The organism is Pedobacter sp. D749 (assembly GCF_019317285.1).
Taxonomy (GTDB): Bacteria; Bacteroidota; Bacteroidia; order Sphingobacteriales; family Sphingobacteriaceae; genus Pedobacter.
This window is the reverse complement of sequence record NZ_CP079218.1, coordinates 3,597,997-3,613,707: the sequence shown is the minus strand read 5'-3', so window position 1 is coordinate 3,613,707 and position 15,711 is coordinate 3,597,997. Positions and strand designations below refer to the sequence as shown.

Sequence of the window (15,711 nt, the reverse complement as noted above, 5' to 3'; positions counted from 1 at the left end):
ATTACACAAGCGCATAGATCGTTTGATCAGTCAAAACTTTTGTCTGCAAAATGTAGGTGTAAAATTGCCTTTTTGAGTCTGAAAAGACTTTTTTTTATAACTTTGAGGCAAAATCAACCATATCAAAAGGCCATGTATAAAACATTACAACCTGTTCTGCAAAAAGAACTTGAAGAAATCGAAAACGCTGGATTATTTAAACGCGAACGTATAATTATTACACCTCAGGGTGCCGACATTAAAGTAAGCGGTGGTGCTGAAGTGGTTAACTTTTGTGCAAATAATTATTTAGGCCTTTCTTCTCACCCAAAGGTGATAGAAGCAGCTAAAAAAGCAATCGACGATCATGGTTATGGAATGTCTTCAGTGCGTTTTATCTGCGGAACGCAAGATGTGCACAAAGCGCTGGAAGCTAAAATTTCCAAATTTTTAGGTACTGAAGATACCATTTTATATGCTGCTGCATTTGATGCAAATGGTGGAGTTTTTGAACCATTGTTTAATGCCGAAGATGCCATTATTTCTGATGAGTTAAACCATGCATCCATTATTGATGGGGTGCGTTTGTGTAAAGCACAACGTTTCCGTTATAAAAATGCCGATATGGAAGATTTGGAAAAACAATTAATCGCTGCCAAAGATTGCAGACACAGGATTATTGTTACCGATGGGGCTTTCTCTATGGACGGATCTGTTGCTCCGCTCGATAAAATTGCAGACTTAGCTGATAAATATGAGGCATTGATCATGATTGATGAATCGCACTGTACAGGTTTTATTGGTAAAAACGGCCGCGGAACACACGAGCATTTCAATGTGATGGACCGTATTGATATTATTACAGGTACTTTAGGTAAAGCTTTAGGTGGTGCATCAGGCGGTTTTACTTCTGGCAAGAAAGAAATTATCGACATGTTACGTCAGCGTTCACGTCCTTACTTATTTTCTAATACGCTTGCTCCGGCTATTGCAGGTGCATCAATTGCAGTATTGGATATGTTGAGCGAAACCACCTCATTAAGAGATAAATTAGAAAGCAATACTCAATATTTCCGTGAGAAAATGACCGAGGCCGGTTTTGATATTAAACCAGGTTTCCATCCTATTGTTCCGGTAATGTTATACGATGCTAAAATTGCGCAGCAATTTGCTGCTAAAATGTTAGAAGAAGGAATTTATGTAATTGGTTTCTTTTACCCGGTGGTACCTCAGGGCAAAGCAAGGATACGTGTACAGTTATCAGCCGGACATGAGCAACATCATTTAGATAAAGCAATCGCAGCATTTACCAAAGTAGGTAAAGAATTGGGTGTGATTTAAAACTTATAGATCAACTATAATTACAAAAGCCGCTTTAAGTGGCTTTTGTGCTTTATGGGTTCATTTTCTTTTATAATGATATTGTAAACAGATTATTTGAACCCGCTTACCTTAAAATTATTAGATAATTTGCTGTATATTTGAAGCCATGTTACAGGATAAAATAACACAATATACCGATAAAATTAATGCTTTCGTAACTGAAAAAGCAGATGAGTTAGAGCAATTCCGTATTAAATATTTAGGAAGCAAAGGCATCATAAAAGAAATTTTCGACGAATTCAAATCTGTTTCTGTTGAAGAAAAAAGATCGTTGGGCAAGGTTTTAAACGAATTTAAACAACTTGCAGAATCAAAATACCAAACTTTAAAAGAATCAACCGAAAGCACTGATACTAAAAGTGAAAATTCGCAATTGGATTTAACTTTGCCTGGCGAAGGTTTCGAGATTGGTTCACGCCATCCTTTAGCCTTGGTACGTAGAGAAATTGTAGAGATTTTTGCAAAACTTGGCTTTACAGTAGCAGAGGGACCTGAAATTGAAGATGATTGGCATAATTTCTCGGCACTAAACTTCCCTGAAGAGCATCCTGCAAGAGATATGCAAGATACTTTCTTTATTAAAAAAGGTGGAGAGAAAGGTGATATTGCTTTACGTACGCACACATCTTCAGTACAGGTGCGCATGATGGAGCAAGGCCAGCCACCATTCAGGGCAATTATGCCAGGCCGTGTTTACCGTAACGAAGCCATTTCTGCCCGTGCACACTGTTTTTTTCATCAGGTGGAAGGTTTGTATGTTGATGAAAATGTTTCATTTGCCGATTTAAAACAGACTTTGTTTTATTTCGTTCAGGAATTATATGGAGAAGGTACCAAAGTACGTTTCCGCCCGTCATATTTCCCTTTTACCGAGCCATCTGCAGAAATGGATATTTCTTGTACCATTTGTAAAGGTGCTGGCTGCCAGTTTTGTAAATACAGTGGTTGGGTAGAAATTTTGGGTTGTGGTATGGTAGATCCAAATGTTTTGGAAAACTGTGGAATTGATTCAAAAAAATACAGTGGTTTTGCATTCGGAATGGGAATAGAACGTATTGCTAATCTGAAATATGTAATTAAAGATTTGCGCTTATTCTCTGAGAACGATGCACGTTTCTTAAAGCAATTTAAATCGGCTTTAATTTAATGATGAAATATCTATACAGTATATTGTTTGTACTGCTAATTGCTACAGGTTGCGGTAAAGATGGAGGTTACATTCCGGATGTACCTGTAAATTATAATGTAACGATAACTGAATTTAGCTTAAAAGCAGTAAATAATGTCCTGGTAGTTTCAAACAACGGAGTAGGGGGATTACTTATTGTGAAAACTGATTTTGGATATGTTTGTTTTGATCGGTGCAGCACTGTAAACCCGGAGAAAATATGCAAGGTTGCGCCCGATGACAGTGGCGTTACGGCAACCGATCCTTGTTCGGGCGCAAAATTTTTATTGCGTGATGGTAGCCCACAAAAAGCACCTGCAGAAAAAAGCTTAAAAGCATATAATGTTTCTCTGCAAGGCAACACACTAATACACGTAAGCAATTAAAATGGAAGCTGAAAAAATAAAAGAAACAGTTAAAAAGGCTGCCAAAGAATTATTTAGAAAATATGGTTACCATAAAACCAGTGTAAACGAAATTGCTAAAAAGGCACGGATTGCCAAAGCCACTATTTACAAATACTTTGAGAGTAAAGAACAGGTTTTAGATAGTATTCTGATGGATTACCTGGATCAGAACCTTTACGAAATACTGCACAATAAAGTAAGTTATGGCTCAGAAGAAGAGCACTTAAAAGCACTGGTAATGAAAACAAGTCGCTTATCATTCACGGCGTGTAATGAGTTTATCGGCTGGGATTTTGTTCGTGAAAATGCGAACTCACAGGAGTTTTTAAAGCATTTATCAGATCAGCTCGAAGCCTTATTGTTAGCCGCTTATCTGCAACTGGATAACTTTAAGAATAATCCTGCAAGAAGAGAAGGACTGGCCTTTCTGTTAAAAGCCAGTAAAAGTATCGTGTTTTCATTTGCATTTACTTCAGTTAGCGATTCAGATGTGCGTAAAAACTTTGTAAGTTTCCAGAAAGAAATATTGCCATTTTTGGTAAAAGCAGCACTTTAAATTATTCAGCTATATATGGTGATCCGTCATGCTGAATTTATTTTACGAGTAAAAATTGTTTTTTCAACTGTCTTGTAGCTACTTCGTGGTCAGCATCTTTCCTGCAATAGACCCTGAAATAAATCCGATCGCTATCGGATCAGGGAGGCGACAACCAGAAATCCGTGTTTATCCGTGTGCATCTGTGGTTAAATTCGGCTTATTGATTATAATAATCTTTCATCTTAAATTTTTGCACGGTTCTTTTTATTTTTCCGTCAACATTTTTTTGAGTAATCACAGTAACAATATCAGCAATGCTCGAATCTTCAATTACTGATGAGTCTTCGTATGGTATGTTTTTAGCATCAAATTTGTAGTTGATGGTTTTATCAAAACAACAGCCATCTTTTTGATGAATAGCAATTTGCTTTGTTTTTTTGTCAACATCAAACATGCCCAGGTTTTCGCTTGCCAGTTTGGTAAGTTCATTGCTCAACAGAAATTTGTTTTCTTTTGAGGTTAAATAAATCTGGTATGATGGACTGGCATAAGCGCCGTTATTACCGTTTCTGATGGCAAGATCTTCAAGGCCATCAAAATTAAAATCGCCAAAAATTAAAGGTGTCTGGTATTTGCCAAGTTCCAGCCATCCAAGTTTGGCATTTTGAGTCTCAGTTAAGCCAAAATCCAGGTCTTCAGAGTGGAAGGTATCTATTTCCCTGTCTGTAACCTTATCATAAACAATAACAGTGGCTTTTCCACCACAAGCATTCCCTTCACATTTATCAACAAAAATTTTAGCCTTGTATTGGTCAGAACTGTTATTTGCCAAGAATTTAAACTGAGCTTTCGAAGTATTGGCAACCAATAAAATACTGCAAAAGATGATCAAACTTTTCATTAAAAATTTTTCTGTAAAATTACAGCAATATCATTCACCGAAAAGTTAAAAAAGGTTAACGTTTTCTCTTCCGTGTTTTGATATAACTTTGTACTGCAGATTTTGTGGTAAGCCAATCTCTGCCTTCCTTATAAGCATCTATTTTGCCTTGCCTTGCCAATAGGCTCACATACTCCTGGCCATAAGGAAACTCAGGTTCTGAAACAATTTGTGATATAGGTTCATAATCCCCATAATTGTTTCCAGGCAATGCATTTATGTAGATATTTAACGAACGCTCTAAGGCCTGCAACATCAATAAACAAAGTTTATGGTAATTGCTCTTGTTAGCTTGATTAAGTGCTTCGTAGTATTTCTTTCTGTCGTTTTTGAGGATGATAGCAGGAGGGAAGCCATTTCGCATAAGTAGTAAATTCATCGCAAGCCTTACGGTACGCCCATTCCCATCAAAAAACGGATGAATCCAAACCAGTTTATGGTGGAAAATAGTAGACAATACAATATCATTTAAACCCAATGGATTATCGTTAATAAAAGTGATCAGTTGATCTAATAAATCGGAAACTTTATTTGCATTGGGTGGTGTAAAGTTTGCACCTACAATACGTACTCCGCCATTTCTTAAACGGCCCGCATAATCATCTTCAATACTTCGCAATACCAAGCCATGCAGGGATAGGATATCGATGCTTCTTAAGGTGTAATTTTTATTGACTAAGGTGTATAAGTAATCAATGGCTTTCTCATGGTTGTAAGCTTCGAAATGCTCCCTAAGTGATTTTCCTTTTACTGTCATGCCTTCCTGTAAAACCATTTGGGTTTCTTTCAGGCTTAAGGTATTTCCTTCTATACTGTTTGAGTTGTAAGTCCACTCCAGCGTGAGGTCTTCTTTAATGCGGTGTAGGGCGCTATTAGGCAATGGCCTTGAAGTTTCTAACCTGGCCTTTTTTTCGTATAACCTTTCTATTTGCGGTAATAGCTCTTCTAAATCGCTTAAATCAAAATCCCACATACCCAAAGATAATAATTATCGGTTGTACTTAAAAATAAACTTATCCGATATTAACATTTTATTAAAAAAAAAATGATAACGTAACGTTATCATTTAAAAATGTATTAAGGTACTTATTCCCACTTAAATACTTTTACCGCTACTGCATAAATGCCAATACCCCAAAGCAATAAGATCATAATCTGGAATTTTACATCCCACAAGCCTAAACCTTCAAAAGCTACTTTGCGCATGGCATCATTTAAATAGGTAAGTGGCAAAGCCCGGCTAATCGGCTGTAACCAACTTGGAAAAGCCTCGATAGAAAAGAATGTTCCCGATAGTAAAAACTGTGGTAGGGTAATAATATTTGATATTGGAGGTACCATACTTTCGCTTTTGGCAATGCCCGAGATAATAAAGCCAAAGCCCATAAAAACGATAATGCCCATTGTGGCCAGTATAAGCATGTTGACGACCGTGAGTGCACCATGTACCAGGGTAAAGCCAAAAAAGAAATGGCCAATTAAAATGATAAATAATGCACCTATTAAGGCAAATCCAATACGGGCAATTCCTTCGCCAATGACAATGCTTGAACGCCTTACCGGAGTTGCGAAAAAACGCTTGATTACCAGGGTCTGGCGCAGACTTAAGAATACGAATGCTGTTCCGAAAACGCCTGTGCTTAATAGCGAAAAGCCCAATTGACCTGGAAGAATAAAATCAATGGTTTTATACTCACGGCCTGTAATCGTGCTTTCTTTTATTTCTGCTACCGTTGGTTTTAAGGTTTTATCGTAAAAAATATTGTTTAAAACCGATTTTAAAATCCCGCCTTTATCTCTTGATGCAGAGGTGTAAACCACATTAACCGAATAGGCGGCAGAATTTACTTTTCTATGTACATCAATCATGGCATCAACATTACCCTTTTCAAGTAATTTATCAAATTCGGCTTTTGATTTATCTTTGACCAAACGGATCATTCCTGTTTTTTCCAACATGCTCATTACCGGGTTGTTTACATCAGAGCCTGGTGTTACCCCAACATCAATGCGGGTTCCACCGCCGCCCAGAAATCCGAAGACAAGGATAAATATCAAAGGAAAAGCAAGTGTAAATACTACTGCCGATGGACTCCGCATAATCGACCGGAAACTCGCTTTGGCAAGGGCCAGGGTTGCTGTAAGGTTGTTATATTTTTTCATTTACTATTTTGATTAATAGTTGCACTGTTTTATGTTTTTAAACCCGATTGAAGTGTAAATCCTTTTTGCCGGGTATCTTTTATCTACTTGATGAATATTTGCAAAAAGATTGCAACTAAAAGCGGGAGTAATATTGATTAGAATACTGCACTTGCTTTTCAAAAGATCTTGAAATTTAAACTATTCACGCCACTCTTGCCCGGTAAGGTTGATGAACACATCTTCCAGGTTAGCTTTTTTAACCTCTTTTTTGCGTTCAAAACCGCTGTTTACTAATTGGTCTATTAAATTATCAGGCGTATCCAGAGCGATAATTTGTCCGCGTTCTACAAAAGCAACGCGATCGCAAAGCTGTTCAGCCTCGTCCATATAGTGTGTGGTAATAACTACGGTTGTTCCCGCGTCTCGGATTTCTGTAATCAGATCCCAAAGATTCCTGCGGGCCTGTGGATCCAGACCTGTTGTAGGCTCATCCAAAAAAATAATCTTTGGTTGATTGATGAGTGTTGTGGCGATAGAGAAACGCTGCTTTTGTCCGCCTGAAAGTGCTTTGTATTTGGCTTTGGCCTTATCCTGAAGATTCACTTTCTCCAGCATTTCCATGGGTTTAATTTTGGCGCCATATAATCCGGCAAAAAGTTCAATCAGTTCAATCAGGTTTAGATTCGGATAATAACCAGCTGCCTGTAGCTGTACACCAATAATCTGTTTAATGTCCTGCGGATGTTTATCAACAGAAAAACCATCAACAATAATTTCACCCGATGTTTTAGCTCTCAATGTTTCGATAATTTCGAGGGTAGTGGTCTTTCCGGCGCCATTAGGGCCAAGCAGACCAAAAATCTCATGCTCATACACCTCAAAACTAAGCCCTTGAACGGCCACGAAATCATCGTATTTTTTTACCAGGTCTTTAACACTGATAATGGCTTTTTTTGTTTCCATGTTGCGAATGTAAGCAGCTTTAAATGAATAGGAAATGAATTTTAATACAGTTAACGGAAAATGTCGGTAAAATGATGTTTGGAGTAGGCGAAAATAGCTTATAAAAGAAATCTGCGGATCGGCAGCTTCTTTTTGCCGCAAATCCGCAGATCGTTTTGTCGTTTATTGCTCTTTACTCATTGGTTTTTGAGCTTTCGCACCAAACATTCTACCTCAAACCTGACTTCGTCTTTAAGCTTTGGTCTTTATGCTTTAGTCTTTTACCTTAAACCTTCCGCCTTCCAGCCTTCTACCTTAACCTTACCAAACCAGCTCACCTTTCATTACTTCAACGAAATCATCGAATAAGTAACGTGAATCATGTGGGCCTGGAGAAGATTCCGGGTGATATTGAACCGAGAATGCTTTTTTACCTTTAACACGGATTCCTTCGATTGATTTATCATTCAGGTTAACGTGTGTAATTTCTACTTTATCAGAGTTTCTAACCTCATCTGGAATTACACCAAAGCCATGGTTCTGTGAAGTAACCTCGCAGTGGTTTTTGATAATGTTTTTAACAGGGTGGTTTAATCCACGGTGACCATTAAACATTTTCATGGTACCAATACCGTTAGCTTCGGCCAATAACTGGTGACCTAAGCAGATCCCGAACAATGGTTTATCTTCTGCTAATATATCTTTGATGGTTTCTACCGCGTAAGGCATTACCGATGGATCGCCAGGACCGTTAGAAATAAAATAACCATCAGGACCAAATTTTTCCATTTCGGCAAAAGTGGTTTTAGCAGGGAAAACCTGAACGTAGATATCGCGGTTTTCGAAGCTGCGCAAAATGTTTTTCTTGATACCTAAATCAAGGGCAGCAACTTTTAGGCTTGCCTCAGGGTTACCGTAAAAATATGGTTCGCTAGTACTTACTTTAGAAGAAAGCTCTAAACCTTCCATTGATGGTACATCAGCCAGCTTTTGTTTTAATTCTTCCAGGTCGGTAATTTCAGATGAAATGATCGCGTTCATGGCGCCTTTATCCCTGATGTGACGAACCAACGCACGCGTATCGATATCAGAAATGGCAACTAAATTATCATTTTGAAAATAATCCTGAATTGATTCGGTTGCTTCTTTACGGCTATAAACGATATTGTAATTTTTGCAGACTAAACCAGCAATTTTGATCGAACCCGATTCGATCTCATCTTTATGGATACCATAATTACCAATATGTGCATTGGTGGTAACCATTATCTGTCCAAAATAACTTGGATCGGTGAAAATTTCCTGGTAACCTGTCATCCCGGTATTAAAACAAATTTCGCCAGTAGTAGTTCCAATTTTTCCGGCCGCTTTGCCGTAAAAAACTGTGCCATCGGCCAGTAATAAAATCGCAGGTAACTTGGTGTAGTTAGTCATGGTAATTACAATATGGATTTTGATTTAAAAAAGAGTTGAAAAAAGAATGGCTTTCGGCATTAAAGCCGTATTTGCAGGGTGCAAAAAAAGATGAATATATCCCTTCCATTTCGGGGTACAAAGATAGAGTTTAAGATCGGAAATGTAAAGAGAAAAGTGAAATAAGGTTTAAACTGAAAGCAGCGAAGCATGATTTAAATGAAAAATTATTTTTGCCTTAGATAGCTTTGGTCTTTTACCTTTAGTCTTTCAGCTTAATTAAAGAAAAAACAATACTTTTGGCAACACAAAACAAATCCCATGTCGGTACATAAAGAAATCAAACGCATCACTACGCACATTTTACAGGAAATGAAACAACGTGGTGAAAAAATATCGATGTTAACAGCCTACGACTATTCGATGGCGACTATACTGGATGATGCAGGATTAGACGTTTTATTGGTTGGCGATTCTGCTTCGAATGTAATGGCTGGTCATGAGACAACTTTGCCTATAACCCTGGATCAGATGATTTATCACGCTGCATCTGTAATCAGGGCCGTTAAACGTGCTTTTGTGGTAGTTGATTTACCTTTCGGCTCCTATCAGGGAAACTCGAAGGAAGCTTTGAACTCCGCGATAAGGATTATGAAAGAATCAGGAGCCCACGGTGTTAAATTAGAGGGAGGTGAAGAAATTATTGAATCTGTTCAACGCATCATTACAGCAGGAATTCCTGTAATGGGACACCTGGGTTTAACACCGCAATCAATTTACAAATTTGGAACCTATACCGTTCGTGCAAAGGAAGAGGAAGAAGCAAATAAGTTAAAAACAGATGTTTTGGCCTTACAGGCTGCAGGTTGTTTTGCAGTTGTATTGGAGAAAATTCCTGCTGCCCTAGGCAAAGAAGTTACAGAAAGCCTGCATATTCCAACTATCGGCATTGGTGCCGGACAAAACTGTGATGGGCAGGTTTTAGTAGTAAATGATATGATTGGTTTAACCAAAGGATTTAAACCACGCTTTTTACGCCAGTATATTAATTTATACGATGAAATTTTAGGCGCAGCACAATCGTACATTCGTGATGTAAAAGCAAACGATTTCCCGAACGAAAAAGAACAATACTAAGTTTGGAGCTAGGCGTTTTGAGTTTGGAGCTTTTTCAAGCGCAGATAAACTATCCAGCTTTAACAACTAACAGATTAACCAATAGAATTCGCAATAGACGATTTGCTTTGTCAAATGAACTAAGGACGAATGAACCAATAAACTAACCGATGCCAATTACCGATAACGACATCCTTTTTGAAGACAATCATTTAATCGCCATTAATAAAAGGGCAGGTGATATTGTACAGGTTGATGAAACCGGCGATGAGCCTTTGGATGAGCAGGTAAAAAAGTATATTGCTAAAAAGTACGATAAGCCAAATGGCGCTTTTTTAGGAGTGGTACACCGTTTAGATCGCCCGGTGAGCGGTGTAATTTTGTTTGCTAAAACCAGTAAGGCTTTAGAACGGATGAATGCTGTTTTCAAAAATAGAGAAGTAAAGAAAACCTATTGGGCAGTGGTGAAGAACAAGCCAGAAAAAGAGTCGGCTACTTTGGTGCATTGGCTGGTTAAAAACCCACAGAAAAATGTGGTTTCTTATTATAACACTGAAGTTACCGGCAGTCAGCGGGCTGAGCTTTCTTATAAAGTAAAAGCCAAGGTAGGCGATTATTACCTGCTGGAAGTTGATCCTTTAACAGGCCGCTCACACCAGATCAGGGTTCAGCTTTCATCAATGGGATGTCCGATCATGGGTGATAATAAATATGGTTATCCGCGGGGAAGCAGAAAAGGAAGTATTTGCCTGCATGCCAGGCGCTTACAGTTTATGCACCCGGTAAAAAAAGAACCTGTAAACATATTCGCCAAATTACCTGTTGATGGTTTTTGGGAACGCTTCGAAGACTTATAGCACAACAATATTTGGTATAATTAAGATATCCGGTCACAATATTTAAATATTTGACCGGATTTTTTATGATTTGGCATCATATTAGTCTGTTAAATATAAACCCCAAATTAATCATGAAAAACACTATCTTATCTATCGCAGCAGTTGGCCTTTTGGCTACTACATTAGTTTCTTGCGACAGCACAAAAAAAACAGAAACGACCAAAGATTCGAGCAAAATTGCCGTAAACGGCGATACTGTTACCAAAGTTACCACTACCACCACTGAAACCATTAAAACAGACGTTCCAACTTTCTCAAGTGAAGAAGTAAACAAAGGTTTGGCGGAGTACAGCAAATTAAAAGACGAATACGTTGCAGCTTTAAAAAGTAAAAATGCTGCAGAAATTAAAGCCATAAGCGATAAATACACTGTATGGGCTAATAAGGCAACAGGATGGGCCAGTAAATTAAAACCAGACGAAATACAAAAGTATTCTGAATATATGATTAAGGTAAGCGAGGACTGGGCAAAAGCAGCCAAGGATGCTGTGAGTAAATAGTGAATAAAGCTAAGAAAGGTCGTCATTTCGACTGAAGCGCAACGAAATGGAGAAATCTTTAAACTATGTAAAAGATTTCTCCACTGCGGTCGAAATGACGATTTATGGATTGAGATGACGATGTATTATTTACAATCAATTTTGTCAAAAGTCATCGATCCATCAAACTTTAGTTTGCTTAGGTCTTTGAACTTGGTTTCCCCTTTTACTTCCTTTACATCGCCAAATCCCTCTGCCAGCTGATCGCCCTTTTTCAAAAAAGCCACTTCCCTGATTGATGTTTTGCCTTCAGACTGAAAAGTATAGTTTGCAATTATGGTATCGCCTTTAACAACCCCGTCTATAGTGCCTGCATTTTTATCTTTTTCGTATAAATTATAGCCCAAAGTGCCTGTTAACTTATTGTCAATTGTCTTCAGTGTTAGGGTAGCGGTATCACGATTTTTAATGTACTGATAACATTGAGTAGAATCGGTTATTGCCGCTGCATTGGTTACTATAGTAGAATCTATTTTGGCTTGTGTTTTCTTTGCTGTTCCGCCCTGGCAAGATGCCATGAATAAAGTTGTGGCTCCAAGTATTGGGATGATGTTTTTCATTAAGATATGTTTTTTGCTTATCGGATTGATTTTAGTAGTAAGCAAAGGCCTTGCCAAAAATATCACCCTTCCCGTCTTTTATATCCTGACCAGTTTTGATTATAAACGTGTATTTACAGAAGGGGGCAATAGCATTATCTGCAGCCTATCATTTTGAAAAAAATAAGGAAATATTGGTTCCTTTATGTTCTTCAGATTTGATATCAACATCTATTTTATGGAATCTGGCGATACTTTGCACAATGGCGAGCCCCAAACCAAAGCCATTTTCTTCGCTATTTCCTCTTTTAAAACGATCGAAAGCATTTTCTACCAACGCTGCGCTCATCCCTGATCCGGTATCGCTGACGGTGAGGACATAATGTTCATTTTCTGTATTATCAGTTATGGTAATAGCTCCTCCATCAACATTGTATTTAATTGCATTATTGATGATGTTGATTAATAGCGTGTGTATTAATGCTTTGTTTCCTGTAAAGTGGAAGTCTTTTGATAGGTTGGCACTATAACTGATGTTTTTATCAGTTATCCGATCTTCCAGATCTTCATATATATCATCGATTTCCTGTTTGAGGCTAATTTCTTCTGTTTTTAGGTACTGATTGTTTTCAACTTTCGAAATGAGTAATAAACTATTGATAATTACCTTTAAGCGGTTCAAGGTTTTTAATGAGGCGTATATTTTATTTTCATGCTCTACTGGAATATCCGGAGTGTTGAGCATATTTTCAAACCGGGTACTTAAAATTGAAATTGGGGTAAGCAGTTCATGCGAAACATTGGCAATAAACTGCTTTTCTAAAGCGAAAAGTGTGTTTATTTTGCGCATTAAAGAATTTATGCTATTATCGAGGATTTTAAAATCACTGGTACTGGTAGGTATATTCTGGTAATTATAATGAGTGGGATCATCAACCAGGTTAATTTTTTTATCAATAATGCGGTAAAATGGTTTGAGCAGAAAGTTAGAGAAGGTAAAGTCGGCAACTAGGGTAATCAACAAAGCAGCAACAAGTACAATCAGCATATAAAAACGGATCGAATTTTTAATAGATTGAAGTGCTGTCATTGTTTCCCCAATCTCTAAGTTGTACCAGTTTGTATGGTAAGAGAACTTGTAGTTTAAAATGCGGTATACTTCAATATCGCCCTCTATTTCTCTTTTTTCGGTAAATACCTTCGCAGTAGAATCTTTTTGATTGTCGGGTATATCCGTTAACACAATAAATTCTTCCTTTAAAATATTATAGTCGGTAAATGATTGTTCTTTATTTAAAAGGCTGTCGATCTCATTATCATTTAAATTTTTGATGATTTTGTTCTTCTTTTTGATTAAACGGTTGTCAAGCTGGTTATAAGCAAGTCTGTCTAATGAGAATAAAATGATAGCACCCAATACCAGGATGATGGCAATTTTGGTTACTGCATTATATAAAGAAAACTTAACCTGTAACTTCATTTATATGGATGATGTTTTATGTAAGATGGACTATGGTTTAGTTATCGTTGGGTTAACTGGTTAAATGTTAAATTGGTGATTGAAGCTAAGGGCTAACCACCAAAGGTTCAAACCTAACTTACCTTATAGTTCATGGTTTTGTAGTTGATGGTTCATAGTTGAATAGCATAGCGTTATAAATTATAATTATTGAAGCTATTATCCATTAAATATGATTAGTAGTTTGGCTATAGTCTATCAACTATTAAACTATGAACTATCAAACCCTTAATCTTCGGACCTCTGACTCCTAACAATTAATCCTATATCCTATACTTCTTACCGTTTCAAACCAATCTATCGGACTAATCCCTGCAAGTTTTTTTCTCAGGTTTTTAACATGAACATCAACAAAGTTTGAATCTGAATTGACTTCTAAAATATCACCCCAAACATGTTCAGTTAAACTCATTCTCGATACCACTCGGTTTTTGTTCAACACCAGATAGTTAAATATCTCGAATTCCTTTTTAGTGAGGTTTAATCTTTCATCACCAAAAGAAACAGTTCTATTCTGGATATTGAGCATGAAATCGTGAATGTTTACCTCGTTTTTCTCTAACTTATGTTTTCTACGCGTAATGGCGTGCATTCGAGCTAAGAGTTCGTTTAGTGAAAATGGCTTTGGTAAATAATCATCTGCGCCTTCATCAAGACCTTTAATCCGGTCATCAACAGCACTACGGGCGGTTAAAATGATTACAGCGTCATCACGATCTTTCATGGCTTTTAACTGTTTTAAAATTTCAAAACCATCACCATCTGGTAAGCCCAGGTCTAATAAAATAAAATCGTAATTATTTACAAATATCTTTTCTTCAGCAGAAGATTTTTTCCAGGCATGCTCTACAATAAATCCCTCTTTGCTTAAGAATTCATCCATTTCAAGCGCCAGGCTTTTTTCATCTTCAACGATTAATACATTCATTTCAGCTAACAGTTAGTAGTTTTATTTTTCAGCATTTAAGCTATGCCCTTTGCTTTTACCCTGCAACTAAGTTAATATTTTTTAAGATGGTCTTGCAAGCTTCTTTAATTTCTTCTTTAGTAATAATTAGCGGAGGAGCTATCCGCATAGAATTGCTGCAATGTAAAAACCAGTCTGACAATACGCCATCTAAAATACAGGCATCGATAATTTTTTTATTGATCTCGAAATTCTCAAACTCCACCGCAAGCATTAAACCTTTTCCCCTGATTTCTTTAATGGCAGGATGTTTTAAAAGCTGTTTAAACAACTGACCTTTTTCTTCAACTTCATCCACGATATGACCATCAACCAAGGTGCGTAAAGTAGCCAATCCGGCAGCGCAGCAAACCGGATGACCGCCAAAGGTAGTCATGTGACCCAAGATTGGTGTATGTGATAATACCGACATAATCGCTAACGAACTGATAAAGGCGCCGATTGGCATTCCACCTCCAATTCCCTTCGCTAACAGTAGCACATCTGGTACTACATTATAGTGCTGAAAGGCGAACATTTTACCGCTGCGGCCAAAACCTGATTGTATTTCATCGAAAATTAATAATGTGCCTGTTGCTGTGCATTTATCCCGTAAAGCCTGCATATACTTCAAATCAGCAACCCTTATTCCAGCTTCACCTTGTATAGGCTCAATAAAAACAGCAGCAATTTCTGTAGTAATTTTTTCGAGGTCAGCAAGGTTGTTATGCTCTATAAAACTTACATGTGGCAAGAAAGGCCCGTAGCCAGACGAATAAAAATCACTTTCCATTAAACTTTCTGCACCTTGCGTACTACCATGATAAGCATTTTTGCAGGCAATAAATCCTTTTCGGCCAGTATAACGTTTAGCCAGTTTCATAGCGCCTTCCACAGCCTCGGTTCCAGAGTTTAAAAAGTAAGTGCAGCTCAGGCTTTCGGGTAAAATTTCGGCAAGTGCTTTAGCAAAATTTACCTGAGGAGTTTGTACATATTCGCCATAAACCATGAGGTGCATATAGGTTTCTGCCTGATCCTGAATGGCCTTCACTACCGCAGGATGGCAATGACCAACATTACTTACACCGATACCGGCAATAAGATCGATGTGTTTTTTGTTCTGTGCATCGTAAATGTAGATTCCTTTTGCCCTTACAAATTCGAGCATTAGCGGCTCTGGAGAGGTTTGTGCATTGTGTTGTAAAAACAACTGACGTTGGGTAAGCATAGCACAAAAG

The 15,711-nt window shown here is 37.6% G+C and carries 16 protein-coding genes; 7 read left to right on the top strand and 9 right to left on the bottom strand.

Annotated elements, in window-relative coordinates; translation table 11 throughout:
- The first annotated feature begins 132 nt into the window (after positions 1-132).
- The 4 genes from kbl to KYH19_RS14515 all read left to right on the top strand — a co-directional run bounded on the left by kbl (position 133) and on the right by KYH19_RS14515 (position 3,493).
- Entirely contained in the window at positions 133-1,320 is a 1,188-nt protein-coding gene (kbl, locus tag KYH19_RS14530) for a glycine C-acetyltransferase (RefSeq protein WP_219075638.1), read from the top strand.
- A gap of 148 nt (positions 1,321-1,468) precedes the next feature.
- Entirely contained in the window at positions 1,469-2,509 is a 1,041-nt protein-coding gene (gene pheS / locus KYH19_RS14525; RefSeq protein WP_121283580.1) for a phenylalanine--tRNA ligase subunit alpha, read from the top strand.
- Positions 2,509-2,916, top strand: coding sequence for a hypothetical protein (locus KYH19_RS14520; protein WP_219075637.1), 408 nt, complete (start codon positions 2,509-2,511; stop codon positions 2,914-2,916). The genes pheS and KYH19_RS14520 overlap by 1 nt, the downstream gene beginning before the upstream one ends.
- Position 2,917: 1 nt before the next feature.
- Positions 2,918-3,493, top strand: a complete 576-nt coding sequence (locus tag KYH19_RS14515; RefSeq protein WP_056094783.1) for a TetR/AcrR family transcriptional regulator — start codon at positions 2,918-2,920, stop codon at positions 3,491-3,493.
- A 199-nt stretch (positions 3,494-3,692) separates the two neighbouring features.
- Here KYH19_RS14515 and KYH19_RS14510 read toward each other — a convergent pair whose 3' ends face one another.
- The 5 genes from KYH19_RS14510 to carA form a co-directional block, all read right to left on the bottom strand.
- Positions 3,693-4,376: a hypothetical protein gene (locus KYH19_RS14510; protein ID WP_219075636.1), complete on the bottom strand. Its 684-nt coding sequence runs from the start codon at positions 4,374-4,376 to the stop codon at positions 3,693-3,695.
- A 55-nt stretch (positions 4,377-4,431) separates the two neighbouring features.
- Positions 4,432-5,388 (bottom strand): Fic family protein, encoded by a 957-nt coding sequence (locus KYH19_RS14505; RefSeq protein ID WP_219075635.1) that lies wholly within the window; start codon positions 5,386-5,388, stop codon positions 4,432-4,434.
- A gap of 113 nt (positions 5,389-5,501) precedes the next feature.
- Complete coding sequence (locus KYH19_RS14500) at positions 5,502-6,578, bottom strand: ABC transporter permease (RefSeq protein ID WP_219075634.1); 1,077 nt, start codon at positions 6,576-6,578, stop codon at positions 5,502-5,504.
- Between the two features lie 180 nt (positions 6,579-6,758).
- Positions 6,759-7,523, bottom strand: a complete 765-nt coding sequence (locus tag KYH19_RS14495; RefSeq protein WP_219075633.1) for an ABC transporter ATP-binding protein — start codon at positions 7,521-7,523, stop codon at positions 6,759-6,761.
- Positions 7,524-7,823: 300 nt separating this feature from the next.
- Entirely contained in the window at positions 7,824-8,936 is a 1,113-nt protein-coding gene (gene carA, locus KYH19_RS14490) for a glutamine-hydrolyzing carbamoyl-phosphate synthase small subunit (protein ID WP_219075632.1), read from the bottom strand.
- Between the two features lie 300 nt (positions 8,937-9,236).
- Here carA and panB point away from each other — a divergent pair, with 300 nt between their 5' ends.
- The 3 genes from panB (at position 9,237) to KYH19_RS14475 (ending at position 11,430) form a co-directional block, all read left to right on the top strand.
- Positions 9,237-10,052 (top strand): 3-methyl-2-oxobutanoate hydroxymethyltransferase, encoded by an 816-nt coding sequence (gene panB / locus KYH19_RS14485; RefSeq protein ID WP_219075631.1) that lies wholly within the window; start codon positions 9,237-9,239, stop codon positions 10,050-10,052.
- A gap of 149 nt (positions 10,053-10,201) precedes the next feature.
- Positions 10,202-10,888, top strand: a complete 687-nt coding sequence (locus KYH19_RS14480) for an RluA family pseudouridine synthase (protein WP_132402554.1) — start codon at positions 10,202-10,204, stop codon at positions 10,886-10,888.
- Between the two features lie 113 nt (positions 10,889-11,001).
- Positions 11,002-11,430 carry a hypothetical protein gene (locus KYH19_RS14475; protein WP_219075630.1) on the top strand — a complete coding sequence of 143 codons (429 nt, stop codon included), beginning with the start codon at positions 11,002-11,004 and terminating at the stop codon, positions 11,428-11,430.
- A gap of 125 nt (positions 11,431-11,555) precedes the next feature.
- Here KYH19_RS14475 and KYH19_RS14470 read toward each other — a convergent pair whose 3' ends face one another.
- The 4 genes from KYH19_RS14470 to KYH19_RS14455 form a co-directional block, all read right to left on the bottom strand.
- A complete protein-coding gene (locus KYH19_RS14470; protein ID WP_219075629.1) occupies positions 11,556-12,029 on the bottom strand; it encodes a hypothetical protein in 474 nt (157 codons plus the stop codon).
- 148 nt (positions 12,030-12,177) lie between these two features.
- Positions 12,178-13,488 (bottom strand): HAMP domain-containing sensor histidine kinase, encoded by a 1,311-nt coding sequence (locus tag KYH19_RS14465; protein WP_219075628.1) that lies wholly within the window; start codon positions 13,486-13,488, stop codon positions 12,178-12,180.
- A 289-nt stretch (positions 13,489-13,777) separates the two neighbouring features.
- Positions 13,778-14,455, bottom strand: coding sequence for a response regulator transcription factor (locus KYH19_RS14460; RefSeq protein ID WP_193425959.1), 678 nt, complete (start codon positions 14,453-14,455; stop codon positions 13,778-13,780).
- Between the two features lie 55 nt (positions 14,456-14,510).
- Complete coding sequence (locus KYH19_RS14455; RefSeq protein WP_219075627.1) at positions 14,511-15,701, bottom strand: aspartate aminotransferase family protein; 1,191 nt, start codon at positions 15,699-15,701, stop codon at positions 14,511-14,513.
- Positions 15,702-15,711 lie beyond the last annotated feature (10 nt).

Bases quoted from the DNA above. Each gene is read 5' to 3' on its own strand.
- kbl (WP_219075638.1), top strand. From the start codon at position 133: ATGTATAAAACATTACAACCTGTTCTGCAAAAAGAACTTGAAGAAATC.
- pheS (WP_121283580.1), top strand. From the start codon at position 1,469: ATGTTACAGGATAAAATAACACAATATACCGATAAAATTAATGCTTTC.
- KYH19_RS14520 (WP_219075637.1), top strand. From the start codon at position 2,509: ATGATGAAATATCTATACAGTATATTGTTTGTACTGCTAATTGCTACA.
- KYH19_RS14515 (WP_056094783.1), top strand. From the start codon at position 2,918: ATGGAAGCTGAAAAAATAAAAGAAACAGTTAAAAAGGCTGCCAAAGAA.
- KYH19_RS14510 (WP_219075636.1), bottom strand. From the start codon at position 4,376: ATGAAAAGTTTGATCATCTTTTGCAGTATTTTATTGGTTGCCAATACT.
- KYH19_RS14505 (WP_219075635.1), bottom strand. From the start codon at position 5,388: ATGTGGGATTTTGATTTAAGCGATTTAGAAGAGCTATTACCGCAAATA.
- KYH19_RS14500 (WP_219075634.1), bottom strand. From the start codon at position 6,578: ATGAAAAAATATAACAACCTTACAGCAACCCTGGCCCTTGCCAAAGCG.
- KYH19_RS14495 (WP_219075633.1), bottom strand. From the start codon at position 7,523: ATGGAAACAAAAAAAGCCATTATCAGTGTTAAAGACCTGGTAAAAAAA.
- carA (WP_219075632.1), bottom strand. From the start codon at position 8,936: ATGACTAACTACACCAAGTTACCTGCGATTTTATTACTGGCCGATGGC.
- panB (WP_219075631.1), top strand. From the start codon at position 9,237: ATGTCGGTACATAAAGAAATCAAACGCATCACTACGCACATTTTACAG.
- KYH19_RS14480 (WP_132402554.1), top strand. From the start codon at position 10,202: ATGCCAATTACCGATAACGACATCCTTTTTGAAGACAATCATTTAATC.
- KYH19_RS14475 (WP_219075630.1), top strand. From the start codon at position 11,002: ATGAAAAACACTATCTTATCTATCGCAGCAGTTGGCCTTTTGGCTACT.
- KYH19_RS14470 (WP_219075629.1), bottom strand. From the start codon at position 12,029: ATGAAAAACATCATCCCAATACTTGGAGCCACAACTTTATTCATGGCA.
- KYH19_RS14465 (WP_219075628.1), bottom strand. From the start codon at position 13,488: ATGAAGTTACAGGTTAAGTTTTCTTTATATAATGCAGTAACCAAAATT.
- KYH19_RS14460 (WP_193425959.1), bottom strand. From the start codon at position 14,455: ATGAATGTATTAATCGTTGAAGATGAAAAAAGCCTGGCGCTTGAAATG.
- KYH19_RS14455 (WP_219075627.1), bottom strand. From the start codon at position 15,701: ATGCTTACCCAACGTCAGTTGTTTTTACAACACAATGCACAAACCTCT.